The sequence below is a fragment of the Leptospira sanjuanensis genome (assembly GCF_022267375.1).
Lineage (GTDB): Bacteria > Spirochaetota > Leptospiria > Leptospirales > Leptospiraceae > Leptospira > Leptospira sanjuanensis.
This window is the reverse complement of sequence record NZ_JAIZBH010000001.1, coordinates 1663910-1688668: the sequence shown is the minus strand read 5'-3', so window position 1 is coordinate 1688668 and position 24759 is coordinate 1663910. Positions and strand designations below refer to the sequence as shown.

Here is a 24759-nt window from a genome sequence, read left to right as displayed (position 1 = left end):
TTAGAGTGTTAGAATATACTCGACTAAGTCCTCCACTTCCGAAACGTTTCTCGAACACCAGGGATGAGGGGCCGCGGGCAAGCCGATCGGCTGTTTGGTTCCCATTTCTTCGGGACCGTATTCCCTTCTCATCTTTTGATAATCCCAGTAATACCAATCCGGATCGTTCGGAAGCGTCACGAAATACTTGTGCCTTTCGATAAAACGGTTCCGTTTTTGACCCGCGTCCGTATTCGGAGATTTGAATACTCGAAACACGTCCCCTTTCCGGTTATGAGGGGGATACGGCTGCGGGAAGTCGGGACCGCCGAGCGGAGGCTGAACAGATCGTGCAGCGTATATCAACCGTTATCGAATTGCTGAGGCGGTCTCCCTCTTAAACGAAAATCGGGAACAAGACATTCTTTCCATCTGTTATTTTGTGGGATTCAATTCCAAGTCTTCGTTTAACGATTCCTTTCGAAAGATCACCGGAAAAACTCCGAGTCAAACCAGAAGAAAAGCGGCAGTATAAAAAGATCCCGAGTTTCCCCGGGATCCAGTGTGGAAAAGGAAACCTTATTCGAACTTCTCCGCGATCAAAGCGTCTATCGAAAACGCTCCGCCTCCTTCGAACAACAACGCGATCGCGATTCCGATCGCAAGAATGTGGTATTCGAAACCTTCTCCGCCTTGGTTGCCGAACCAGTTCATAAAGAATCCGTGTTCCCTGACAAAGAATGCGGCTCCGATCATCGTCAGCGCGATTCCGAACGCGGAAAGTTTCGTACAAAATCCGAGGATCAAACCGAGCGCACCGAAGGATTCGGCGACGATCACAAGAAACGCGACCAAGGAAGGGATTCCCTGAGAAGAGAAAAAGTTCATCGTGGCTCCGAAGCCGAAACCTCCGAACCATCCGAAAAGTTTCTGCAATCCGTGAGGAAGCATAACAACGCCTAACGTGATTCTCAAACAGGTAAGAATCCAACTGGCTTCCGTATGAAAGAATTTATCGACCATTCAAATCTCCTTAAAGATAGGAGAACTATAGAAAATTTAAACCGAAATGTAAATGGACGGATTTTCTATTTTGTTGTGTTTTTCGTCCGCGATTCCCGAAACTTTTCCGGCGAGATCCCGGACTTCGATTTAAAATACCGGCTGAAATACGCGTTATCCTCGAATCCGAGTTCGTATGATATTTGCGTAATATTCAAATTCGAATGTAGCAGAAGCCGTTTGATTTCGAGAAGAATCCGATCGTGGATGACTGCTTTGACCGACTTACCGAGAGATTCGTGACAGATCCGGTTGAGCGTGTTGGGTGCGATTCCGATTTTTCTCGAATAGAAGGTAGTGTTGCGTTCCCTCAAAAAATTCTCTTCCAATAGACTCTGAAACGAAACCACCGTTTCGGATTTTCCCGAATCCGTTCGGGCGTCGAATCCACGGGCGTATTCTTTTTTCGCCTGATAAAGCGCAACCTGCGTTAATGCGAAAAGCATTTTTTGATCGTTATCCGATACGAACTCTTCCAAAAGTCTTTGAAAGTCGGAGTTCAATCTCGAAACGTCATCGATTCCGATTTTGGACAAACCGGGTGCAAAGGAGAAAAAAGGAAATTCGCGTAAGGAAGAAAGAGTTTCTCCCCGTTCCGAATAGAATTCGGGAGAGATTTTCAACGCGTAACCCTTCACCGGATTTGAAAATTTCCAAGAATGAACCTGACCCGGTTTTAAAAAGAACAATGAGTTCGGCTCGATCGTAAATTCCTGAAAATCGATCGTATGAATGCCTTCTCCTTTCTCAAAGAAAAAAAGCGCAAAGTAAGAATGACGATGCGCGCTATCGTATTCTTGAAAGTTAGGCGGAAGATCCTCCAAACGCCCGATATAGAAAAAACGATCCCGTCGTTCAACGACGTCGGAAAGAGCGAGCATCGGAGGTTTGTTTTTTCTCGGAGACATTTCGTTTCCAAAGAAGCCGTACGGAAAAAAAGCGCAATCGTATAAAAAAAAATCCGGGAAAAATCCCGGGAACGGTTATGAATCTATTCTACCGAGCTGTTTGAAACCGAGTACGGGACGGGAAATATTTTCCCATCCCGTTGATGACTCAGTTGACCGAGTAGTAAAAACGCTCGTGGATGATCTTTCCATCCTTCCAAGTTTGTACGCTTGCTTGCGTCGTTTTGATATGACCCCATTCCTTATGAACGTAATCGATTTCCCATTCGACGACGCTTCTGTTTTTTTCGTCGTCAATGATCGAACTCAGTACGGCCGCGTGATTCCATTTCACTTTGGAAACGAAGTCCTTTTCTCTCGCGAGATTGGCTTCAAAACCTACGGTCGGGTTTTGCGTGTTTTCCTGCATCACGACGTTCGGATGATAGAATTCTTCGAAGGCTTTGATTACTTCTCCGGCAAGAATCATTTCGTTCAGTTTGGTCACGTTTTTCTGGATGGTTTGGGTTTCGGTACTCATTGTTTACTCCTTTTGAATTCTTGCCGGTTAAAATTCGGAAAGAACTTTAGTTGCAATTGCAACTAATACAATCTACGAAATTTTAGTTGTAATTACAACTAAAAAATTTAAACCGTCACCGAAAATGAAGGAAAAAATCTCCAAACCGACCATAGATTCCTGGGCCGCCGGATTGAAATTTTACTCAGCCGCTTCCTCCAAAATCGAATCGGAGCTCGCGAAAACCAAGGCGATTTCCCTTACTTGGTACGACGTTCTCTACTCGGTTTATACGAAACCCAAAAGAAGATCCAGAATGTCCGACATCGCGCAGGAAATCATCCTCAGTAAAAGCGCTTTGACCCGCTCGGTGGACAAACTGGTAGCCGAGGGTTTTTTAAAACGGGAAAAAAGCGAAGAAGACGCTCGGGAATTCATCGTGGAAATCACATCCTCCGGAATCCAAGCTCTCAAAGATTCCTGGCCGATCTACGAAGAAGGAATCCGCGAACTTTTCGCATCCAAGCTTACGTCCAAAGAAATCGGAGAATTGCTTCGAATATTCAGGAAATTGAATCGGAGTTCGTCTTAACAAAAACGTTAAGCGACTTTCTAACGCGGAGAATCGAAACCGAATCCTTTTTCAATGATTCGACGTTCCACTCGAACGAGTAGGTTTCCATCGCGGCAAACCTCGGGAATTATCGAAGAAGATAAAAATGGTTTCCTTATTTCGATTCCTAATTTAAGACATTCCTTATGTTCAAGGCCGGGAAGATCCGTACATATCGATCCGTTTGGATTTTTCCCTTCTTTCTGTTTCTGCAAACCTGCGGTCCGCTTCTCTATACGGAAAAACCTCCTCTCGTCCAAGCGGGAGTTTTGGATCTTCGGCCGGGATGGGATTTTTCTTCCAAGGGACATCTAAGTCTCGACGGAGATTGGCTGTTCGATTGGGGTCGACTTTATTCCGACTTATTGCGGGAAGAGAAAAAGAATTCCTCCCGTTCCGACACGAATCAAGCGATTCCCTTTTATGCGAACGTTCCGGATGCTTGGAACAATTATGGAATGGAAGGAAAGAAGTTTCCGAGCTTCGGCTATGCGACGTATCGTATGACGCTTCTCCTCGAAAAACCCGAAGAAACGATGGCCGTAAAAATGCTCGAAGCGGCAACCGCTTACAATCTGTACGTAAACGGTGAAAGGGTTTTATCCAGCGGAGAAGTGGGAACCTCTTCGGGATCGAGTCGCCCTTTATATCGTCCCGCTGTCAGCCGTCCGTTCCGTTTGGAGAAAAAGAACGAGATCGCGATCGAGGTTTCCAATTTCGCTCATTCCAAAGGAGGAGTTTGGGCCAAGGTTATTTTAGGGAAACATTCCGAGCTCGTCACGCTTCGGGAAAGAACGATCTGGCTGGATCTTTTTATCACGGGCGGATTGTTGATCGGAGTTTTCTATCATCTCAGTTTATTTTCCCTTTTGCGAAGGGAACTTTCTCATTTATTCTTTGCACTGATAGGAATCGTCGCGATCGTTCGAATCGTTTTAACGGGAGAACGTTTGCTTTATACTTTATTTCCGAAGTTCGATTTCAATCTAGGATACCGTTTGGAACTTCTTTCGGTTTATATCGGCGGTTTCATTCTGGCGTTATTTATACGTTCCATGTTTCCGAACGAATTCAATCGGAAGATTTTGTACACGTTCGGATTCGCATTCTCCGTTCTTTCCCTGAGCGTAGTGGCAACGGACTTGGCTGTTTATTCCAAAACGCTTCCGATCTTCAGTTTGTTCGTATTTCTGGAATGTATCTACATCGTTTACGTTTTGATTCGCGCCATCGTCAATCGACGCGTGGGAGCCTGGATCGGACTGATGATTTGCATTCTTCTGTTTATAATCATTGTAAACGATTTATTATATGCGAATATGGTGATAAACACCTCGTATTTCATCTCGTACGGAATTTCCATCTTCTTTGTGGCGCAGGCATTCATCATTTCGAAACAGTTCGCGATCTCTTTTTATCTCTCCCAGAAACTTTCGGCGGATCTCCAAACGTCGAACGATCGATTGATTTCTTTGGATAAACTCAAGGATGAGTTTCTTGCGACCACCTCCCACGAACTCAGAACTCCCTTGCAGGGAATTATAGGAATCGCCGATTCCCTCAAACGTGGAGCGGCGGGAGAATTGACGCCTTTCGTGGAACGTCAGTTGAAGATGATCGTCGCAAGCGGACAACGTCTCGCCAATCTGGTCAACGATATACAGGATTTTTCCAAGCTCAAACACAGCGATCTCAATCTACGAAGAATTCCGGTCGACATCAAACAGGCGGCGGACTTCACTCTGGAACTCAATCGAGTCAACGTGGATCTTTCCAAAATCCAATTGTTAAACGAAATCGAAAACGACTTCCCTCCTTTGTGGGCGGACGAGGATCGGCTTCAGCAGATTCTCCAGAATTTAATCGGAAATGCGATCAAGTTTACAGAATCCGGCAGGATCTCCGTAAGCGCTAAGATCGTTAACGACCGTTATGCGGAGATCAGCGTCACGGACACGGGAATCGGAATCCCTCTCGATCAACAGGAAAGAATCTTCGAATTTTTTGAAAGAATCAACGCAGGCGATTCCGGAAGCGCCGGAGGAACCGGACTCGGACTTACGATCAGCCGAGCCCTCGTTTCCCTTCACGGCGGAGAGATAAAAGTCGAATCGACTTCGGGCGCGGGTTCCCGCTTCTACTTTACGATCCCGCTCGCGATCGAAAACGAACACTCGAAAGAGTCCAAAAAACAAAGTCGTTTAACAAAATTCGTTTCCTCTACGAGCGCGGAGGATCCGGTACAAAGTCTCATCTCCGCAAGAAACGGATCCGATTCTAAGATTCGAATCCTCGCCGTGGACGACGAACCCGTAAATCTGGAAGTGATACAGAATTATCTTTCCCTCGCAAACATGGAGTGTCTCGTCGTAAAGAGCGGTTTCCGCGCCCTGGAAATTTTGAAACACGATTCCGATTTCGGCGCGGTGATTTTGGACGTGATGATGCCCCGCCTTTCCGGTTTGGAAGTCGCGAAAGAAATCAGGAAGACGTTCGATTCTTTCGAACTTCCGATTCTGATGTTGTCCGCTAAAAACAGGGATTCCGACCTGATCTCCGCATTGAACGCGGGCGCAAACGACTATCTCGTAAAACCCTTCGATTTCGTACAACTGATGAGCCGTATCAACAATCTTCTCGAACTCGCCCAGGGTCGTAAAAAACGTCTTGAACACGAAAACGAAAAACGGGAAGCGATTCATCAGGTCAGACAAAGGATCAACATCGATCTGCACGATCACTTAGGCGCGAAGCTGATCGATCTGAAATTTCTCTCCGAAGAGCTTCTCAGCGGAAAGATACAACCCGATCGAACGCTCATCGAAAAAATACACGGCTCGATCAACCAATCGATCGGAATGTTAAGGGAACAGATGCTCCGTATCGAAGACTTGAACCTCGTCTCCGAAAATTTCATCGCGGGAGTCAACCTCGTTCTCCTCAGACGTTACTCGGACGCTGGAAGGGAAATCGATTTTCGATCCGACGAAGACCTACTCCGTCTTTTCGAATCGCATCGCGACGAATCGGGTCTGATGGAATTTTTCGGAATCATCAACGAGGTTACGAACAACGACCTCAAATACGGCAAAGGAATTTCAAGCTGGGCCTTCTCTTTAGAAAATCATGAAATTCGAATGGATATGAGATCGGAATCGGATTATAAACTCTCCAACGAACGATCCGGAAGAGGAACCGAAAACCTGATCCAAAGGATTGCGAAACTAGAAGGAAAGCTGGAAATGTCCCTTTTAGAAAACGTATATTCCATAAAATTAAGAATTCAAGCCGGCCGTTTTTTAGCGGTTTAATGCAATGGAGGAAACGATGGAAACGAAAGATATTAAGATCGGAATCGTGGAAAACGACGAGAATTACAAAAATCAAATTCTCAAAGTTTTGGAATCCGTTCCCGACGTGGAGGAAATTCTTCACTGGGACTCGGCAGAATCCTTTTGGAAGGATGAAAAAGGAAAGTCATTGGACATCGTTTTTTTGGACATCATGCTTCCCGGCATGAACGGCGTGGAACTTGCCGCAAAACTTTCGGAAAGGGACCCCGCGACGAGCAAGATCATGCTCAGCAATATGAACTCGGACGAGCTGATCTACAACTCCCTTCGCTACGGTGCGATCGGTTATATCCTCAAATCGGAACTCAAAGACATTATCGAGGTAATAGACACCGTTTTACGCGGCGGAGCCATCATCACTCCGACGATCGCGTTTCGAGTATTAAACAACTTTAAATTAAAAAAAGTAGGAGACGGAGTCAAACTTACGAATAAGGAAAAACAGATCCTGGATCATATGGTTACCGGAAAAACGATAAACCGTGTGGCGGAATTCTTGGGCGTAAGCAAATACACGATCCAACATCACGTTAAGAATATATACAAAAAATTGAATGTTCATAACAGGGCCGAATTGGTGAAAAAAGCGAGCGACTTCGGACTGTTGCCTATATCCGGATCGGGGCTCGGAAACGAATAAGACCCGCGTCCAAAGACCGAGCTTTAAAACTGGCTTTTCTGACGCGGTTCAAATCAGAATGCCCGGTTTATAAGCATAGTATAACGTTATTTTCGCTTTCGATTCTTCCCTTTCTTTAACCAGAAAATCGAATTCGCAAAATGATTCTTGCAAACTTTTCTCGTCTGAATCATACAAGACGCAGATGCCTAAAACGAATTTCGACATTCTTTGGATCATTCTTTCCTCCGGACTTGTGTTCTTTATGCAAGCGGGGTTTCTTTGTCTCGAGTCCGGTTTGACAAGAACGAAGAATTCGATCAACGTCGCGATCAAAAACATCACGGACTTCGGCATCGCAACCTTGATCTTTTACGCGATCGGCTTCGGTTTTATGTTCGGCAAAAGCGCGGACGGTTTTTTAGGCATCGACACATTCTTCCCCGAGTTCTCCGCTGAAAATCCGAACGTAGCGGTCTTCTTCTTATTCCAACTTATGTTTTGCGGAACGGCGGCAACGATCGTTTCCGGCGCGGTCGCGGAGCGGATGAAGTTCGGCGCGTACATCGTAGTAACCGCGGTCATATCGGCGATCATCTATCCCGTATTCGGTCATTGGGTTTGGGGAAAGGATCTCTCTCATTGGGAAACGACTACCGGTTGGTTGGGCAAGATGGGCTTTGTCGACTTTGCGGGTTCGACCGCGGTTCACAGCGTGGGCGGTTGGGTCGGACTTGCGGCGATGAAAATTCTCGGCAATCGTTCGGGAAGATATGCGGAAGACGGCTCGATCCGAAATATCACGGGACACAATCTTCCATTGGCGATGCTCGGCACGTTGATCTTATGGCTCGGTTGGATCGGCTTTAACGGTGGAAGCACATTGGCGTTCACCGGAGCGGTTCCTAAGATCATCGTCAACACTATGTTCGCAGCCGTCAGCGGTATGGCGTCCTCTTTGATTTATGGATGGATTCGTCTTCAATATGCGGAAGCCACTCTCCCCTTAAACGGCGCCCTTGCCGGATTGGTTGCGATCACCGCGTCCTGTCACGCGGTCAACTCGATCGATTCCGTAATCATCGGATTTGTTGCGGGAATTCTTATGTTCGAATCCAGATCCCTTTTGGATAGGTTGAAAATCGACGACGCGGTCGGTGCGATTCCGGTTCACCTAACAGCGGGTATATGGGGAACGCTCGCGGTGGGAATTTTCGGAAATTCCGAAATTTTAGGAACGGGCTTGTCCCGCTCCCATCAGATTTTCGTTCAGTCGATCGGAATTCTTTCCTGCGGAGCCTTGGCATTCGGATTGAGCTATGTCGTTTTGAGCGCGATCAATCGTTTTTTCCGCTTTCGCGTTTCAGAACAAAACGAACACAAAGGACTCAATTATACGGAACACAGAGCTACGACCGAACTCATCGATCTTTTTTTGGAGATGGAATATCAAAAACGAACGGGAGATTTGAGCAAGGATCTTTCGATCGAACCGTTCACCGAAGTCGGACAGATCGCGGAACGATACAATTCCGTCCTCGGAAAGATCCGATTGAATATCAAGGAAAAGGAAGTTCTCGCCAAAGAACTCGAGGAAAATTTGAACCTCATCCAAAACGACCTTTCCACGGCGAAAAAAATCCAATCCGGAATCATCTCCCATAAGGATAGAACCTTAGGCGAACTCGAGGTCATCGTCCGCTATCTTCCGTTAAGCGAAGTGGGAGGCGACTTTTTCGACATCATGGAACTGCGCCCCGGTTTGACCCGCGTTTTTCTCGCGGACGCGACCGGACACGGGATACAAGCAGCCTTGATTACGATGGCGATCAAGGCCATCTACGAATCGCTCAAACGAGGAATCTACAGCGTTACGGAAATTCTATATCACCTCAACAACGAGTTCCTGCATACATTCAAAAATTTGAATCAATTCTTCACATGCATCGTTTTGGACATAGACACGAATTCGGGTAACGTGCGTTATGCGTCCGCCGGTCATATTCCTCAATATCTGATCGGACCGGAAGGAATTCAAAAACTCGAAAAGACGGGAAGAATCATCGGAGCCGTTTCGAAAACACAATACACTTCCAAGGACGTAAAAATTTCCCCCGATTCGAAACTCGTGTTGTTTACGGACGGTCTTGTGGAACAATGGAACGTGCATAAAGAGGAGTTCGGCGAGGAGCGAGTGGAAAGTCTGATTCATTCCTTAAACACGCAGTCGATTCGGGAAGGAATCGATTCGATTCTAAGCGAACAAGAAAAATTCTTGTCCGGAGTTTCCAAACAAGACGACATCTCTGTAATCGGGATCAATTGGAAACGGGCTTAAATACGCGTGTTAGATTTTTTCGATAAAGCGAACGATTTGTTTCGACCCACTTCGCTTAACAAAATCTTCCGACTCAAAGATCAATCTTTCGAATCCCCGCCGTTTCCAAATAAACTGTCATAAACTTGCCCCCAGTTTACTCCAAGAATCCGATTTGTCACCTTTCCTTTGTAAGCGGTTCGGCTGTAAACGAACTTCAAAACGGAAGTTTTTTCAAAACCGGTCTCTTCCTCGTATTCGTAGTTCCAGAGCAGACCTCCGATCAAAGGAAATCCGAAAACTCCGTGATTTTGATAACCGCGAGCCGCTTTCTTTTCGGAGAAATAAGCCAAACCGCCCAAGACGGAGGTCGTTTCTTCCTTATAATATTCGGAACGATTTCGATAATAAAGAATACCAAGACCGCCTAACGTAAGCGCTCCGTTCGTGTCCTTTTCGTGATAGGTAAGAATCGGAGGCGCCAATAAGGAATAACCGTCCTGAGTTTCACCGTATCGATAGATCGGCAAAAAGTTCTGAACCCTTTCGCGCGGGGAATTCAAATAACGGATCCAGAGAAAATTCCAATCCATAACTTGCGGACTCGATTCGTATCCGAGTAAAACTCCTCCGAACACACCCCAACGGGTCCGATCCTTTTCGAACTCCGCGTTGAAAGCGCCCAAAAAGAGCGTAAGTTCTTTTTTCTGTTCCTTGAGATACGTTTCGTAATCCACCAGATACAAAAAGTTATAGCGGTTCGATAAAGAATTCTTTCTTTGATAATAACCCATCAGGAAGAATTTGGATTCTTCCTCATTCGAAGAATTGTATACGAACGGAAGAACAAAGAACGTGCTTTCCTTCAGCTTGGAATCGTTTGAAAAATACAAGGACGGAAACAAGTAGAAACTTTTCGTTCCCGCTTCGTCGTCCCGTTTGTAGTTCATCAAGATTCCGAGAAAATTGGTATGAGAACGGATCAGACCTTTACTTTCGTTATAACTTCTATACGATACGATCGGAACAAACCAGCGATAGGATTCGTATTCCTTATGATCCGCGCTTTTGTAAAAAAAGAGAGGAAAGAAATACGAACTCGTTTCGTGTTCGTCCCGGTTTCCGTTCGTTTCATATCCGAAAATCGCCAATAAAAGTTTGAGAGAGGTCGACTCATGACCGGAATGAAGATACTTCGTGTTTTTGTAATTGGCGAGAAAGAGCCAATCGAATCCCCAAACGTCCTTGCGAACCTTGTCGTCCCGAACGCGGTTCTCGAACGTATGCAGCAAAGGCAAGGGAAAAATCGGATAAAAACGATCCGCGGTAAGATTTCCCCCGCCAACATCCTGAACCGATTTGGACAGTATTAGAAACGTATAATACGAAAACGAATCCACGTAGCCCGGACGAACAACCTCGCGACGATCATACCAAAACGGAAGCAGCATGTTCCGTACGAATCCGGTCTTTCGATCCTCTTTCGATCCCGCGATTAGGAAATAGGAAGTATCGGAAGAATCGGCCGTAGTTTCGTTCGAATAAACGATCGGAATGAGAGTGGAGGAATACGTTTGTACGCCTTTGTCCTGGACCGTTTTGCGGAAAAAGAATAGGGAAAGATTCCAGGACAGGGATTCTCTCTGCGGATCCTTTGCGGAAGAATAACCCCAAATTCCTCCGAGCAAAATTTTGAAATCCGATTCTCTCTTTTGCAGACTCGGAAAATTTCTTGTTTCGTAATTCGCAAAGAACAACCAATCCCAGCCGTTTTTTTCTTCCACGGTTCCTTTGACCGGATCGGCTTCCGTTACGCTTTCATACGTCGACAGGAGCGGAAACGGATAGAAATTTTTTTCATACGTGGACTTAACCTTCGAGTCTCCCTGCACCGCCTTTCTTTGAAAGTGCAGCGGATGATACAATGAAGTTTCGGTTTGTCCGAAGAGATTTCTTTTTTCTTCCCAGTAAAAGAAAGGAGCAAGAGCCACTTTCGAATAACCTTGATTCGGAATCGATTTACGGCTGAACAAAAGCGCCCATCGAGTTTCGGACGAAACGGGAGTCGTTTCCGAAAAATAAAAAATCGGGATCACGGTTGAAGTGGAACTCCATTCTCCCTTATCCAGCTTAGTGGTTCGAAAGAAGAAAGGGAACGCGTGTGAAAACGTCTCCTCTTTTTGTTCCCGCTTGGTATTGGAAGAACCGAATAAAAGCAGGAAATTCCAAGACGTTCTCTCCGGAGACGTGGAACCGTAATATCCGAAAACGAATTTGTATTTTTCGTCCCCTTCCTGCCCCCAAAAAACCAAAGGCAAGGGAAGCACAAGATTCAAATCGGAAACGTATTGTTTCTCTAATATTCTTTTTTCTTCATACGATGAGTAATAAAAAGGACTCAAAACCGAGGACGATTTGGAATTCGTGAAAGAATCCTCTTTGGACGAATACAAAAACAACGGTGAATAAAGGTTTCTTTCCTTAAATACCGAAACGCCTCCCGTTACGCGGTCCTCGTAATTCCGATAATAAAACGGAAAAAAAGCGCTGTATCCCGATCCGGACACGGAATCGTTCTTCGTAAAGATTTCCTCGGAAGCTTGATACAACGGAAACAAAATTCCGTGAAACGAGGAAGCTTCGTACGATCCGGTCTTTTCTTTGGATCTATAATAAAAAATACTCTTCGTTTCGAGACGATCCGCGGCTTCCCTATGCGCGAAAAAAGGAAAGAATCGATACGAAGTTTCCTCTTTCGATTTCGCATAACGGATCATAGGCCATAGAACCGAATACTCCCTTCTATCCTTTTCCTGCTCCATAACGAACAGAACGATTCCTAAGGATCGGATAAAATCTTCTCCCTTCTTCTGCTCCGCATACAAAGGAAAAATTACGCGGTAGGATTCGTCGCCGACCGTTCCCCAAAACGTAGGCAACGGAAGAGGAAACGCAAAGATCCGATCGTTGTTGTTTTTTCCCCAAGTAAACCAGCCCAAAGGAAGAATGCGGAAGTGTTTCTTATCGTCTCCCGATTGATAACTGGCGATTCCGAACAACGCTTCCCACCCGAAATAATTTCTTGAATTTTCTCTCGCCAGCTTTTTATACGAGGCGAAGTTGGATCCCGTCGGAAGCGGCGACTTTTCCTCTTCTCCCACGACCGCAAGACGCACTTCTTTCGTCGTTTCGTCCTTCTTACCTTTTTGAACCTGCGGAGCGATCGGGGCCGCTTCCCTTTTTGTTTCATCCGAAAAGAACGTCAGAGGATTGGAAACTTCCTTTCTGAGCGAAACGCTGAAGATATTGTAGATGAACGAATAATCCAAGTCGACGTAAAATTCCTTTCCGCTTGCGCTCGACTTCAAAGACGCGTCGAACTTTCCTCCGGTTTGCGAAATCGAAATCCCGCCGAAATACAATTCCAGATTTTTGTTCTTTTCGTAATACTTAAGATAAGCGGGAAGAAGGATGTCCCCTCTCGATTCCTTGCTCTTCCATTCGAAATACAAAGGGGCGACAAAGCGGGAACTCGTTTTCTCCTCCCTGTTTTCGGAAGAATAATACAACAACATCCAATCCCGGTCCACATTCGGAGAGCGCAATCTGTAATGAAGAGGACTGAAGGAAACGTAGTTTTTATCGTCGCCACCGATTCGATAATAAAGCGGAAGCCAAAGATTATATTCATTTTTTTGATAGTAGTGCAGCGGTAAAATCGTACGGGCGATCGTCTCGTCGCCGGAATCCTTCCAACGATAGAACAATCCCGCCAACCCCAAAAAGGAAGATCCGTCTTTTTCACGCGAAGAATAGTAAAAAGGATAGAATCTCGTCAACGAGGAAGTATTCGAACTGTAAGTATGATATCCTAAAAGGAAAAATTCGTCTTCAGCCTCGCTTGCGTATTTGTAAAACAAGGGAGCGAAGGTTTCTTTGTACGTTGCGTCTTCGGTTTGAAAGAACAAAACGAGCGGGATATGTAAGTAGGAATTCTTCTTATGAAAGTAGAACGGAAAAAAGAGAGAAGAACGATATTCTCCCTTTTCATCCCGGGTCCAATACGCGTTCAACACAAGCGTTTCCGACTCGAGCTTTCGAATATGCCGATACATCGGAAGAGGCAATAAAAAATACTGGGTAAAATCGTCTCCATCCTTCGCGTGATGATAGATCGGAAACAAGGTTAGGTGAGAATTCTCTTTGTAAAAAACGAACGGAAAACTGACGAGTTCGGTCAGCCCCTTGCCTCTTTCCCGTTTGTAATATGTGTTCAGGTAATAATCCTGATGCACGTCCTCGGAACGATATCGATAATAAAAAGGACCGCCGCGGTTGTCCCCTCCGTCCCCGTCCTTCCAGGAAAAATAAAAAGGCGCCAAGTGTTTATACTCGTCCTTTTTATAAAACCAAAACGGAAAAACGTTAAACGAAGTCAGTTCGTCTTTGGTTTTACTCCAATATGTGTTTAAGATTAACGTTTCAGTCTCATCTTTCCCGATCCGGCGATACACGAACGGAAGATAATATTGTCTGAAATCGTCCCCTTCATAAGAATGATGATAAAACGGAAACAGTGTAAGATAGGAATCCTTTTTGTAAAACGCGATCGGAAACACGGTTAAGTGAGAATTCTCTTTGTAAAAAACGAACGGGAAAAACGTAAGCGCTCCGTCGTTTTGATTCTTCGTTCCGGACCAATAGAACAAAGGCAGAATCCGAAAGTAACTCCAATCCTTTTCTTTTCCCCATTGGAACAAAAGGAAGTTTCGAATTTTATAATTTTCTCCTTCGTCTCGGAGATACAGAGCCAAGGGAGCCAGAAGAAACGTCGACGATTCTTCCTTGAGAGAAATCGTCTTCGATCTGTATAAGAGCGGAACGGGTAAAAATACGAAATTCTCGTACGAATCGTTCGTCGTTTCCTCTTCCTGAAACCAAAGCGGAGAATACAAAACAAACTTCTTCGAGTTGATATTCGACTTGGATTGATGAAAGAGAGGAAAGAACGTAAAGGAATAATCCTCTCTCGTTTTGTAATTCGTATAATGCAGCAACGGAAAGAAGTTGAAGAATCTTTTTTCCGTATCGTGGCCCCAGCGAAACAAAACAAGGTGTGTCTTGGATTCCTGGGCGCTTTCCGTATTGAAATACAAAGCCGGCAGAATCATCGTATGCGTTTCCCGAAGTCCGTTGGTCAACTCGACGTTGCGGGTAATCAGCGGGAAAAATCCCGGAACCATCCAGAAATTCTTTTCAAACCCCGGACCCGAAGAATTGGAATTGTATCCGAGCCAAAAGAAGTTCGTGTTCTCCTTATACCCTACCCCTCCGTTTGCGGGTTGAACCGTATTCCGATAGTAGAAAGGCGATAGAAACGTTTTTTCCTCGACCCCTTCGGCTTCCACGCGCCGATAACCGGCAAACGGGAACAGATATTCGAGACTCGCCTTTCCGGACTTAGCCTCGATTGAATTATAAAAAGGGAATATTCTAAATTGCTTAAATTTTGGATAATCGGTTTTTCGGATAAACCAGAACAGATGCCAGGAGGAATGTCCTTCCCATTTTTCCACGTCCCAAAAAAGCGCGCGGACCGGATATTTCTCCTCCTTTTCGCTTCCGAACAACTCCTGCTTTTCGCGGACGAGTTCGTCGAAAGGATCTTCCGTTTGCGATTTCTTCTGCGCCGTCAAAATCCCGGGCAGTAAAAGAAATATCGTCAGAAGGATTTGATTTCGCATTCTGATAGGAAAACAATTCTTAGGGTTCGATTTCAATCGTTTTCTTTTTTCCTTTCTCTCCGGAAAGAATCCGAATTTTCTTTTTCGGAACTCCCAGCTCTTCGGATAATGCCGCGATAACGGCGGCGTTCGCCTTTCCCTCGAGAGCCGGTTCTCGAACCGCCACCGTAATCGATCCGTCTCCTTCCTTTCTCAAAAAAACCTTTTTCGAGTTCGGTTTAACGTGAATCGTGAGTTTCATTTCTTCTAAACGGCGCGGTTCTTTCTGCGGAATCTTCCCACTAACAGATATATCCCATCCACTCGAAAAACGAGACTCGAGGCGAAAAAAATCAGAATCGCCGGAAGGATCACGACGCACAGATTGATTCTCGAAGCCTGTGCGTAGCCGATTCCCTGAGAGTCCAAGTAATTTAGAATCGGAGAATATAAGAATATCTGGTGAAAGAATAGAACGCTCCCCAATAACAAAAACGGCACCGCCATTTTGGAAATTTTTTTCAAGAGTTCCGGCCAGGGGAATTGGACCTTGTGCCGTTTCAAAAGGGTTCCCAAAAGCAGAAACGTAATCATCGCGGAAATCGCCGAAGAAAGCGCGATCGCGGAATGTTTTAAAAACCAAACCAGGGAAAGATTCAAAACGATATTGATCGTAAACGAAATCGACTGAATGCGCAGCGGGGTCTTCGTATCCTGAAACGCGTAATACGAAGAAATCAATATTTTATTGATGCTGAAAAACGGGATCGCCAAAGAATAAAACACGAGAGGAAGCGTCGCGGTGTGCGTCGCGATATGATCCCATTTCCCTCCGAAATAAATCGAATCCAAAATCGGTCCCGCCAGAAACACCATTCCGATCGCGGCGGGCACCGTTAAAAATAATGCGAACTCAAGCGCGCCCGAAAGTTCGTGACCGATCGCGGACCATTCTTCTTTTTTTAAGGATTGCAAAAGCGCGGGAAGAATCGTCGTCGCCAGCGCGACTCCGATGATTCCGGTCGGCAATTGCACCAGTCTTTGCGAGTAATCCAAACTTACGACGGCTCCGAGTCCGGGGTTTTGATTCTGCACCCAGTTCGCCAAAAAAATATCCACGAGAAGACTGAGCTGATAAAACCCTCCTCCGAGCGCTGCGGGAAGCATCAACCGAAAGATCTTTTTGATCGCGGGATGTTTCCAGTTGAAGTTGATCTTCGGCATGTCCTTCTTTTTCCAAACATACCAAGCTTGAACCGCGAACTGCAGAAAGCCTCCCGTAACGATCGCGGAACAAAGAACGATCACACGTTCGTGCAGATCGTCCACAAACGGAAACAAAAAGAAAAACACGAACAGATAACTGAGATTCAAAATGATCGGAGAAAGGGACGGAACAAAGAAACGGTTCTTGGAATTGGAGATCGCCATGAAGATCGATGACAAGCTCGCCGTAACGATTAAGAAAAACAGAATATACGTAAGTTCGATTACGAGATCGGAATATTCCTTCGTGCCTCCGACTAGGATCGGAAGAAAGACAGGGGAAAAAAGAAACATAACTCCCACGAGAAGCGAGAGGATAAAGAACAAAAACGAAAGAACGGCGCCGCTCATCACCTTCGCTTCTTCTTCTCCGATCTTGCCCGACTCCGAATACAAGGGCATAAAGGATTGGGAAAGAGTTCCTTCCGCGAGCAGGTTCCGAAACATGTTCGGCAAACGATACGCGACCGAAAACGCGGAGGCGACCATTCCCGTTCCGAACGAAACCGCCATAAAATGATCCCGGATCAATCCGAGGATTCTGGATAAAAAGGTATAAAACGAAAGTGCGATACTTCGCGATGCGGCGTTAGACAACGATCAGGGTCCTAGAAGTTTTTCTAGGTATCGAACTCCGCCCATGGTGTTTAGGTCAAACTGAATCTGACACGCCGGACATTGATATCTTCCCGGTTTGGAAACTCGGATTCGGGAAGAACAAGCGCCGCAATAAATGATCCGCTTCGGAAAATTCTTTTCGGTGCGAATTGCCTTCTCCAACGCGGATTTTGCCGAGTAAACATCGGCACCTTCTTTTCGTTCAGCGCCCGCGCTCGACTCGGAAGAAGTCATTTCTTCTTTTTCTTCGTTTAAAAATGCCTGCAATCGTTCGGATTGACTCGCAAGGCTCGATGTTCCCGCCAATGTCGGTTTAGCGGATTCTGCCGCGGAACCGGAATCAGAAGTTCCTTCCGTTTCGGGAACGGTTTGAATCTCCGGAATATAAATCGAATGCGAACCGCCGGAACCGGAAACCTTCTGCGATCCGGAAGAATAAAATTGAACGGGAGAATTCTTTTTGATTTTGGAAACGGCGCTCGGTGCGACCTGAGAACTTCTCTGATCCTGAATCTTGATGAGAGAAAGATATTCTTCCGCTCGTGCCGGATCTTCAAAGAACGCGATCGACTTGCCGAATCCCAAAAAACTGAGAAGGGTTTTGCATTCTTCGTTGAACGCGCAATAGGCGGAAGAAGCTCCCCTACTTTTCAGAAAATTTTCGAATCTTGCGAGAACGCTGATCCCTTCGGATTCGATGTATTCCAATTCCTCGCAGGAAAATAAGAACTTGCGGATTCCTTCTTCCCATTTGGATTTAAGATAGGAATAAAAATCCTCCGCGCTCGCGGAGTCCAATCGCCCCCGGAGCTTGAGCTTGAGAATATTTCCGGAAAGTCTGGATCGGATTTCCACGTTTGTTTCTTATCCTAAATAGATCGCGTCTAGAATTTCTTCTTTCGACGCGACGACCGTCGGGTTTCCATGCGCCGCGCTTTGGGAAACGTTGGCCGTTTGCAGGGAAGACGAAGAAGCGGGAACTCCGTGCGGAGCGGCGCTTGCAGAAGAATGTGCGGCTTCGATCGGTCCCGCGGAAGCGGCGGTATGTACGACGGGAGAAGGTGCAGTTCCCACCGGCTCGGTCACAACCGAAGCGGTCAACACGGGAGAAGGCGCATTCGACAAGTCGCCGCTCGTGCCGGAAGAGGAATTTCCGAGCGATCCCGGAAACGCGACCGAATCCAACGGACTGGTTCGTTTTGCAAGAATGGGAACGTTAGTCGCGCTTGAATGCGAAACCTTTTCCACGAGAGGTCTGGAACCGTAATCGGGAACCGTTTCCTTTGTGGAATTTCCGAGCGTAAGCAATAGATAGATGAATTCCAAAAACAGCGCGGCTCCCAAAGCGATCAAAGAATAGTTTCTCAGAAGCCATTCCAACAATTCCGTTTGTTTGAATACGAACGTGCGGAAGTTTCCTCGATCGTAGATCATGTGAATCGCGGCGACGCGTTCGAGTTTTACGGGATGATAAACGGCCGCGGAAAGTAGAATTTCAGGTTCGCTGATTTCCGGAAAAAAACTTTCGAACTTGGAAAAGAATACGCTCTTGGAAAGAGCTTCTTTCTTTTGTCCCAATAAAACCGGAATGCTGATCTGCCATTTGCGAAGACGAAACGCCCTCGTGTACAACGCGTCCTGATACAAAGCTTCCGGCTTTCTTTTTTTCAAAGTCTCCTGAAGGTATTGCGGATTGGAATGAGCGAGAACGATTCCCGCTTCGTTCGTCAAAAAGATTTCCTTGATCGTATAACCGTCGTTGTCCTTGTCCGAAACCTTGGTCATTCTCGAAAAAACGAAGTTCATGTCGTCGTAGGACGCGTCGCTGCCGGAATTCTCCGCCGCCTTGGCAAGAGTGCCTAACGTATCACGCGCGCGGTTGTCCGAACCGATTTTCAAAAGTTCAAAGGAGGCCAAAGAGGATTCTAAAAAAGACCAGGCCACGGCTCCGAGTGCGATCGATTCGCAAACGATCAGCAGTAAAAGAAAATAGAATATACTTTTGAAAATCTTCACTCTGAGACCTCTATCCAACCAATCGGAAGAAATGAGGTTTTCTCTTGAGAATAAAAACGGTTCTGGACTTACTTTTCGCCGGAAACGAGAGTTTTTCGAGGATTTAGAAACGAATTCAGATTTTCCCGAAGGCGGGAAATAAATTCGTTCTTCTTAGCTTGACCTGCGTCCAAACCGAGCATCCCTACGCTCGTCATATCCATCCAATTTCTCCCGCAGGGGTTGATGCAGCGAAACGCACGGAAGTCGTTGTCGACGTTAAAGGCGATTCCGTGACTCGTAAAAAAGGATTTGAAGTTCACTCCGATCGAACAGATCTTTTTGCGCGGGTCCGATTCCAGATACAATCCGGGAGAATCCGGATCGGTGACCAGCCGCAGATCCCAGGTGACACGAGCGGCGTCGATCACGGCCGCCAGCAGATTCTCCAGATAAGAACGGATCGAAAGTTCCCTGCGTTTCAAATCCACGTGCGCATAAACGACCAGCTGACCGGGTTCGTGCGCCGTAAAATCTCCTCCCCTTTGGATAAAATGGATCTGAATTCCCTGAGATTCCAGAAATTCCTTCCCCAAGAGAAGATTCTCTAGATTATAATTGATTCCGCCGGTGATCGTGGGAGCGTGTTCCAAAAATAGAATGCACTCCTTTCTGGACTTCCGCAGTTTTTCCTGCAGTTCCAAATAACGGAGATACGGAAATTCCCCTTTCGGTTCGATCATTCTCACAAGATTCTTTATATGGAAAAACTCTTAGAAGTCATCTCTTTTATCCTGCAGAAATCTCCGAACGGAAGAGACCGCCTCTCCCTTTCCAAACTGATCTACTTTGCGGACGGGGTCTACTTTCAGAAGAATGCAAAGCTCATCACGAACCAGACCTATATCCACTTGGAGGATTCTCCCTGTGCTTTGGATTTTCAGGGAGCGTTGCTTCATTTGAGAAAAAACGGTCTAATAGATATCAAACCCCGACTGACGGAAAAAGGGATCTCCGGATTTCAAATCGTCTGGACGGGTGAACCCGGAGAGGAAGCGGTCGACCTCAATCGACAGGAAAAGAGAATCATCCGTAAGGTATTGGAAAACTTCAAAAATGCGGTTTATGATGAGAATCGAGTATATCCAAATCTCTACGAAAACTACATCATTTCGCCGCTTTTTGCGGAAATTCCCTTCAACAAGGATACGCTCAATACCAAAATTCACTTTTTCAAGAGGAAAACGCTTTTAAATATCTCCGGTAAAATTTTTAAGGTACTATTTAGCGAATAGCGGGACCGTAAAATGCAGATAACCGTAATGAAAGGTAAAATCCACCGGGCTACGGTCACGGACGCGGATCTAAACTACGAAGGCAGTCTGACCGTAGATATGGATCTCGTAGACGCGGCAGGAATGCGCGTATATGAGAAAGTTTCCGTAGTGAACGTAAACAACGGCGCCCGTTTCGAAACCTACATCATCGAGGGAAAACGCGGTTCCGGAGAAATCTGTTTGAACGGAGCGGCCGCAAGACTCGGGATGAAAGGCGACAAAGTCATCATCATCACCTATGCCCAAGTGGAAGAAAAAGAACTTCCCGCCGACTACTCTCCGAAAGTAGTTCACGTTGACGAAAATAACCGAAAACGGTAATTTTTACAAAAAACGACTTTCCCAACCTAATTTCCGGCTTTCAAAGGCCGATATAAATTAGTAAGAATTCCATCGGACCAGAATAACTATGAAATCTTTTTTAAGAATCTCTGTTTGCCTGCTACTTCTTTTCGTAGGTCATACGACCTTTAGCCAGAACGCAGAAAAACCCGATCCGAACAAAAAGGACGGAGGAACAGATTATTATCCCCTATCCTATTACGATGAACGTCTCGCTGTGAAGAACATCTCTTTCTTCCGCAGACATTCTGACAACGGTAAGGGAGAATTTCTGGACGTGATGGTGGAAATGGAAAACCGCGATTTCGATCCGGCAAAATTCTCCATTTATATTTTAGCGGTAAACGAATCGACCGCGGTCAATCCGGAAAAACGGGATCTGGTTCCGTTTCCTAAATGGAGAGGATACGACGTAGAGAACAGCACTCTTATCATCAACTTCCAAAACCTGATGCCTCAAAAACTCGAGTCCAAAGCGGTTTGGGGAGAAGAAAGATACAACAAAGCGAAGAAGGATTACGACGATCGCATCGCTCGCGGCGAGATGGTGAAGATGTCTCTTCCCGCGTTGACCGAAACCATCACGTATCTTACCAATCATCCCGAAAACGCTCTTGAGTTTACGATCTTTGGAGAACAAGGTCCGAAAAAAGATCAGGTTCTTTTGAGCAACTTCGTGGATCAGACCGAGGATGAGAAAAAGAAACAATCCCACGATTCTTTGAGCAAACACACTTATACGATCTACAGCGCGAAATACAAAACGACTTTGATGTCCCACCACTACACCGAGTACAGACCCGGTTACGTGACGTACAATAAGGTTGTGGTTCTGATCTTCAATCCGCTGAAAGAAAAGAACAAACTCGTTTACAGAAGATTCATCGATGTGGGAAACATCCGACTCTTAAATTAAGATTCGCTTCCCTGTAACGGCGGCCGTTACTCAAACGCCGCCGATCGATCGCTTGGATGTAGATCACCGAATGATTTTCACATCGTTCTGCCGGCCTTGTTTGTATTCGGAATGAATACGAACGCTCGATTGTTAATCAAAGTAGAATCGGGGCGAATCAAGAGCCACCCCAACGTCCTTAAACTTAAGAACGTTAGACGAAAGAGAGATGTGAAATTTCTTACAGAGATTTTCGAGAACGTTTTGTCTGCTTTTTATAGCGTTCGATGCTCTCCGGAACATAACGCGTAGACCAATCGGCCCCGCTCATATTCTTTTCAATCCAGCCGGTACCGTGGTCCCAGCGTCCATCGGAAAGAAAATCAAAGAAATAGGAAGAATTCATATATCGATATGAATCCATGATATCGAGAATGTCCCGTTTTACGGGGAAACCCTGGCCGTTTTCGCTTTCTGAAAAGAAGCTATTGTCCATTGGTTCAATCCTAAGAATCGCTTCCAGGACTGTCCATCTTTTTTATTATGTTCTCATTCTTTGAGACCCAACCTATTCCCAAAGCTTCAACTGTCTCTCTTCTGCAACATCCCCGGTTGGAGGGATTTCCGAATCGGGTTTGGAAGTCAATTTGCCGTGTAAGACCTCCTGACGCCTTTTTTTTACCTTCCGGGCCTCATCCAGAATTCCTTCCAACTTCTCTTCCAGAAAATACCGCAGTTGCCGCTCGATTTCAGTTTCGGTTTCTTTAGCCACAACCATTTCTCCCTCCCACATCCTTCCGGATCTGAAAGAAAGAATACCAAAGACCCCGGACAAGGTTTTTCGGAAAGGCTGGATTTATTTGCGAAACATAGAAAAAATTGTACCGGAAAAGGCCCCCAGATGCTGAACATACCGGAACTAACAGACACTCTCCTAAACGGAAAAGACATCGATATCGAATACAAATTCGTATCCGAAGAAGACCATCAACAGCTCTATAATTTATTGCTTAACATACTCGGAAAGATCGACAGACTTTTTTTAACGGAAGTCATTTCCACGATTCTGAAGGAAATCCTGATGAACGCCAACAAGGCGAACGCGAAGCGGATTTTCTTTTTAAAGAAGAACCTTGACATTCACAACGCGGATCACTACGCGAAAGGGATGCGGACCTTTCAAGAGGAGATCACGCATCACTGGGACGATCAGCGGGAGATTCTTTTGAACAGCAGTTTTCAGATCCATCTCCGTGCGAAGATGGTGAACAACAGTCTCGCCATTCTCGTGGAAAACGACGCGGCGCTTTTACCGCAGGAATTGGATCGGATTAAAAAAAGAATCGAGTCCGCCAAGAAATACAACGACCTCTCCGACGCGTTCATGGATATTTCCGATTCTCAGGAAAGCGCCGGGCTCGGACTCGTATTGATTCAACTTCTCTTGAAAAACTCAGGGATCGGTTCGGACAAGTTCAAAGTGGATACGGACGGAAAACTGACGCGGGCCACACTCGTAGTTCCCCAGCAGATCGTTCCGATCGACATCACCACCAAACTGAAGGAGCGGATCCTCGCCGAAATCGAAGGACTTCCCCCGCTTCCCAATACTCTTACTCGAATCATCTCTTTGTGCAACAATCCCGATTCCGACCTGGGAATCATCGCGCATGAAATCGAAAAGAATCCCGCTCTCAGCGTCGACTTGTTGAAACTTTCCAACTCGGCGGGTTTTGCGAGTAGAAACAAGGTCAACACGATCGTGCAGGCCGTAAAGGTAGTCGGCTTAAAGAACGTGCGCAACCTTCTCTACGTTTCGGGCGTCCGCAAGATCATGGATGGACGTTATGCGAAACTGCAAGAAGTTTGGAACCATTCGAATATGTGCAGTTTTTTCATCCGTCATATCGCCGGCAGAGGCGGAATGACTCGGGTTGCCGATATCGCCGCAGCCGGCGCGTTACTGCACGACTTAGGGAAATTCATCCTTCTTTCCTTGGATCAAAAACTTTTCGTCAAACTCACGAACTACCAAAAGGACCGCGATTTCGGAAGTTCCACGATTCTCGAGGAAATCTCCATCGGAATCTCCCACCCTACGTTAGGCGCCCTTCTTGCAAAAAAATGGGATTTCCCTCCCGACCTCGTTCAGATGATAGAATTCCATCACAGACCGTTTATGACGGTGGGAAGCGTCTATCACGACTTAGTCGAACTGGTTTATCTCGCCAATATGATGATGGATTGTATCGACAAGAAGGCCTCGTTTTTCACGATAGACGAAACCATACTTCAAAAATACGATCTCGCGGATAAAAAGACGTTCGAAGAAACCTGCGAGAAACTCAGGAAGTTGTATGACATCGCGCGAATGGAGAACTAAAGCCGTTTGAAAATCGATTCCTTATTATCCATAGAGGAAGTCAGTTACAAACCCACCGGAAAAACGATCCTGGATCGGGTCAGTTTTTCGATCGAAGAAAACGAACACTGCGTTCTTCTCGGAAGAAACGGAGCCGGAAAAAGCACGCTGGTCAATCTGATCTACGGGATGATTTGGGCGACTTCCGGAACGATCCGATTGTTTCACGAAACCTACGGAGAAACTGCGATCCAAGACCTTCGCAAACGGATCGGAATCTTGGACGCTTCCCAACAGGAGAATTCCCTCCAACGAAAACTTACCTTATTGGATGTCGTATTAACGGGACTTTTCCATACGATCGGATACTATCGCGACCCGATTCCCGAGGAAGAATCCAAAGCCCTTCGTATATTAGAAGAATCGAATTTAATTTCCAAGAAAGACCAGTTTTACGGGACGCTTTCCTCCGGAGAAAAGAAGAAGGCTCTGTTTCTACGGAGCCTTGTAAGCGAACCGGATCTCTTGATTTTAGACGAACCCTGCTCTTCCCTGGATCTTACGGCTCGAGAGGATTTTATAGGATTTTTGAAGGAATACCATTCCAAAAGAAAGTTCACTTCTCTTTATATCACCCATCGGCCCGAAGAGATTCCCGAGTTTTATTCGAAGGCGGTTTTGCTCAAAGAAGGCAAGGTCGTTCACACCGGCCCGATCGAAGAATGTTTTACGGAAAAGAATCTGAACGAACTCTACGATCTTTCCCTGCAAGTAAATCGTATCAACGGGACTTGGTCCGTCATCGCAAAACGAACTTGAATATCAAGCGCGAGCTGAAACGATTCAGATTCGTTCATTGTTCGATCCGAAA

20 protein-coding genes and 2 pseudogenes are annotated in these 24759 nt (G+C 45.9%); 10 read left to right on the top strand and 12 right to left on the bottom strand.

Annotated features, from left to right (window positions below; genetic code table 11):
• A pseudogene (locus LFX17_RS07565) lies at positions 1-324 on the bottom strand (hypothetical protein); the annotation flags it as partial.
• Between the two features lie 13 nt (positions 325-337).
• Here LFX17_RS07565 and LFX17_RS07560 point away from each other — a divergent pair.
• Positions 338-514, top strand: a pseudogene (locus tag LFX17_RS07560) (helix-turn-helix domain-containing protein); the annotation flags it as partial.
• Between the two features lie 44 nt (positions 515-558).
• Here the strand turns inward: LFX17_RS07560 and LFX17_RS07555 are convergent.
• The 3 genes from LFX17_RS07555 to LFX17_RS07545 all read right to left on the bottom strand — a co-directional run bounded on the left by LFX17_RS07555 (position 559) and on the right by LFX17_RS07545 (position 2469).
• Positions 559-1002 carry a DoxX family protein gene (locus LFX17_RS07555; RefSeq protein WP_238729718.1) on the bottom strand — a complete coding sequence of 148 codons (444 nt, stop codon included), beginning with the start codon at positions 1000-1002 and terminating at the stop codon, positions 559-561.
• A 65-nt stretch (positions 1003-1067) separates the two neighbouring features.
• Positions 1068-1949, bottom strand: a complete 882-nt coding sequence (locus tag LFX17_RS07550; protein ID WP_238729717.1) for a helix-turn-helix domain-containing protein — start codon at positions 1947-1949, stop codon at positions 1068-1070.
• A 148-nt stretch (positions 1950-2097) separates the two neighbouring features.
• Positions 2098-2469 (bottom strand): SnoaL-like domain-containing protein, encoded by a 372-nt coding sequence (locus LFX17_RS07545; RefSeq protein ID WP_238729716.1) that lies wholly within the window; start codon positions 2467-2469, stop codon positions 2098-2100.
• Between the two features lie 124 nt (positions 2470-2593).
• On the opposite strand from LFX17_RS07545, the gene LFX17_RS07540 reads away from it, so the two are divergent.
• From LFX17_RS07540 to amt, 4 genes are all read left to right on the top strand, one after another.
• Positions 2594-3040, top strand: coding sequence for a MarR family winged helix-turn-helix transcriptional regulator (locus LFX17_RS07540; protein WP_238745890.1), 447 nt, complete (start codon positions 2594-2596; stop codon positions 3038-3040).
• Between the two features lie 167 nt (positions 3041-3207).
• The gene (locus tag LFX17_RS07535) at positions 3208-6372 is read left to right on the top strand and encodes an ATP-binding protein (protein ID WP_238745888.1); all 3165 of its coding nucleotides are present in this window, start codon (positions 3208-3210) and stop codon (positions 6370-6372) included.
• A gap of 16 nt (positions 6373-6388) precedes the next feature.
• Positions 6389-7054, top strand: coding sequence for a LuxR C-terminal-related transcriptional regulator (locus LFX17_RS07530; RefSeq protein WP_238729713.1), 666 nt, complete (start codon positions 6389-6391; stop codon positions 7052-7054).
• A gap of 184 nt (positions 7055-7238) precedes the next feature.
• Positions 7239-9371, top strand: coding sequence for an ammonium transporter (gene amt, locus LFX17_RS07525; RefSeq protein WP_238745886.1), 2133 nt, complete (start codon positions 7239-7241; stop codon positions 9369-9371).
• 80 nt (positions 9372-9451) lie between these two features.
• Here the strand turns inward: amt and LFX17_RS07520 are convergent, their stop codons facing one another.
• The 6 genes from LFX17_RS07520 to lipB are packed head-to-tail and all read right to left on the bottom strand — an operon-like array spanning position 9452 to position 19695.
• A complete protein-coding gene (locus LFX17_RS07520) occupies positions 9452-15094 on the bottom strand; it encodes an LA_1737 family protein (RefSeq protein WP_238745884.1) in 5643 nt (1880 codons plus the stop codon).
• A gap of 19 nt (positions 15095-15113) precedes the next feature.
• Positions 15114-15335: a DUF167 domain-containing protein gene (locus LFX17_RS07515; RefSeq protein ID WP_238729710.1), complete on the bottom strand. Its 222-nt coding sequence runs from the start codon at positions 15333-15335 to the stop codon at positions 15114-15116.
• A 5-nt stretch (positions 15336-15340) separates the two neighbouring features.
• A complete protein-coding gene (gene murJ, locus LFX17_RS07510; RefSeq protein ID WP_238745882.1) occupies positions 15341-16936 on the bottom strand; it encodes a murein biosynthesis integral membrane protein MurJ in 1596 nt (531 codons plus the stop codon).
• Positions 16937-16939: 3 nt separating this feature from the next.
• Entirely contained in the window at positions 16940-17812 is an 873-nt protein-coding gene (locus LFX17_RS07505; RefSeq protein ID WP_238745880.1) for an STAS domain-containing protein, read from the bottom strand.
• Positions 17813-17821: 9 nt separating this feature from the next.
• Positions 17822-18991, bottom strand: a complete 1170-nt coding sequence (locus LFX17_RS07500) for an LIC_12071 family protein (protein WP_238745879.1) — start codon at positions 18989-18991, stop codon at positions 17822-17824.
• Positions 18992-19041: 50 nt separating this feature from the next.
• Complete coding sequence (lipB, locus tag LFX17_RS07495) at positions 19042-19695, bottom strand: lipoyl(octanoyl) transferase LipB (protein ID WP_135780988.1); 654 nt, start codon at positions 19693-19695, stop codon at positions 19042-19044.
• 18 nt (positions 19696-19713) lie between these two features.
• On the opposite strand from lipB, the gene LFX17_RS07490 reads away from it, so the two are divergent.
• The 3 genes from LFX17_RS07490 (at position 19714) to LFX17_RS07480 (ending at position 21547) form a co-directional block, all read left to right on the top strand.
• Positions 19714-20247 (top strand): type II toxin-antitoxin system antitoxin SocA domain-containing protein, encoded by a 534-nt coding sequence (locus tag LFX17_RS07490; RefSeq protein ID WP_218740089.1) that lies wholly within the window; start codon positions 19714-19716, stop codon positions 20245-20247.
• Positions 20248-20274: 27 nt separating this feature from the next.
• Complete coding sequence (gene panD / locus LFX17_RS07485) at positions 20275-20610, top strand: aspartate 1-decarboxylase (RefSeq protein WP_319937438.1); 336 nt, start codon at positions 20275-20277, stop codon at positions 20608-20610.
• Between the two features lie 88 nt (positions 20611-20698).
• Positions 20699-21547 (top strand): hypothetical protein, encoded by an 849-nt coding sequence (locus LFX17_RS07480; protein ID WP_238729703.1) that lies wholly within the window; start codon positions 20699-20701, stop codon positions 21545-21547.
• Positions 21548-21767: 220 nt separating this feature from the next.
• On the opposite strand, the gene LFX17_RS07475 is transcribed toward LFX17_RS07480, so the two are convergent.
• The gene (locus tag LFX17_RS07475) at positions 21768-22049 is read right to left on the bottom strand and encodes a hypothetical protein (protein ID WP_174714601.1); all 282 of its coding nucleotides are present in this window, start codon (positions 22047-22049) and stop codon (positions 21768-21770) included.
• A gap of 45 nt (positions 22050-22094) precedes the next feature.
• On the bottom strand, positions 22095-22304 hold the full coding sequence (locus tag LFX17_RS07470) for an LIC12077 family protein (protein ID WP_319937012.1): 210 nt from the start codon (positions 22302-22304) through the stop codon (positions 22095-22097).
• A 123-nt stretch (positions 22305-22427) separates the two neighbouring features.
• Between LFX17_RS07470 and LFX17_RS07465 the strand changes: the two genes are divergently transcribed.
• Positions 22428-23909 (top strand): HDOD domain-containing protein, encoded by a 1482-nt coding sequence (locus tag LFX17_RS07465; RefSeq protein WP_238729702.1) that lies wholly within the window; start codon positions 22428-22430, stop codon positions 23907-23909.
• A 6-nt stretch (positions 23910-23915) separates the two neighbouring features.
• Positions 23916-24707 (top strand): ABC transporter ATP-binding protein, encoded by a 792-nt coding sequence (locus tag LFX17_RS07460; RefSeq protein ID WP_238745877.1) that lies wholly within the window; start codon positions 23916-23918, stop codon positions 24705-24707.
• Positions 24708-24759 lie beyond the last annotated feature (52 nt).

Excerpts from the sequence above, each read along its gene's own strand:
- lipB (WP_135780988.1), bottom strand. The coding sequence starts at position 19,695 with ATGATCGAACCGAAAGGGGAATTTCCGTATCTCCGTTATTTGGAACTG.
- LFX17_RS07530 (WP_238729713.1), top strand. The coding sequence starts at position 6,389 with ATGGAAACGAAAGATATTAAGATCGGAATCGTGGAAAACGACGAGAAT.
- LFX17_RS07520 (WP_238745884.1), bottom strand. The coding sequence starts at position 15,094 with ATGCGAAATCAAATCCTTCTGACGATATTTCTTTTACTGCCCGGGATT.
- LFX17_RS07545 (WP_238729716.1), bottom strand. The coding sequence starts at position 2,469 with ATGAGTACCGAAACCCAAACCATCCAGAAAAACGTGACCAAACTGAAC.
- panD (WP_319937438.1), top strand. The coding sequence starts at position 20,275 with ATGAAAGGTAAAATCCACCGGGCTACGGTCACGGACGCGGATCTAAAC.
- LFX17_RS07465 (WP_238729702.1), top strand. The coding sequence starts at position 22,428 with ATGCTGAACATACCGGAACTAACAGACACTCTCCTAAACGGAAAAGAC.
- LFX17_RS07470 (WP_319937012.1), bottom strand. The coding sequence starts at position 22,304 with ATGGTTGTGGCTAAAGAAACCGAAACTGAAATCGAGCGGCAACTGCGG.
- LFX17_RS07515 (WP_238729710.1), bottom strand. The coding sequence starts at position 15,335 with ATGAAACTCACGATTCACGTTAAACCGAACTCGAAAAAGGTTTTTTTG.
- LFX17_RS07480 (WP_238729703.1), top strand. The coding sequence starts at position 20,699 with ATGAAATCTTTTTTAAGAATCTCTGTTTGCCTGCTACTTCTTTTCGTA.
- LFX17_RS07540 (WP_238745890.1), top strand. The coding sequence starts at position 2,594 with ATGAAGGAAAAAATCTCCAAACCGACCATAGATTCCTGGGCCGCCGGA.
- amt (WP_238745886.1), top strand. The coding sequence starts at position 7,239 with ATGCCTAAAACGAATTTCGACATTCTTTGGATCATTCTTTCCTCCGGA.
- LFX17_RS07535 (WP_238745888.1), top strand. The coding sequence starts at position 3,208 with ATGTTCAAGGCCGGGAAGATCCGTACATATCGATCCGTTTGGATTTTT.
- LFX17_RS07555 (WP_238729718.1), bottom strand. The coding sequence starts at position 1,002 with ATGGTCGATAAATTCTTTCATACGGAAGCCAGTTGGATTCTTACCTGT.
- LFX17_RS07550 (WP_238729717.1), bottom strand. The coding sequence starts at position 1,949 with ATGTCTCCGAGAAAAAACAAACCTCCGATGCTCGCTCTTTCCGACGTC.
- LFX17_RS07490 (WP_218740089.1), top strand. The coding sequence starts at position 19,714 with ATGGAAAAACTCTTAGAAGTCATCTCTTTTATCCTGCAGAAATCTCCG.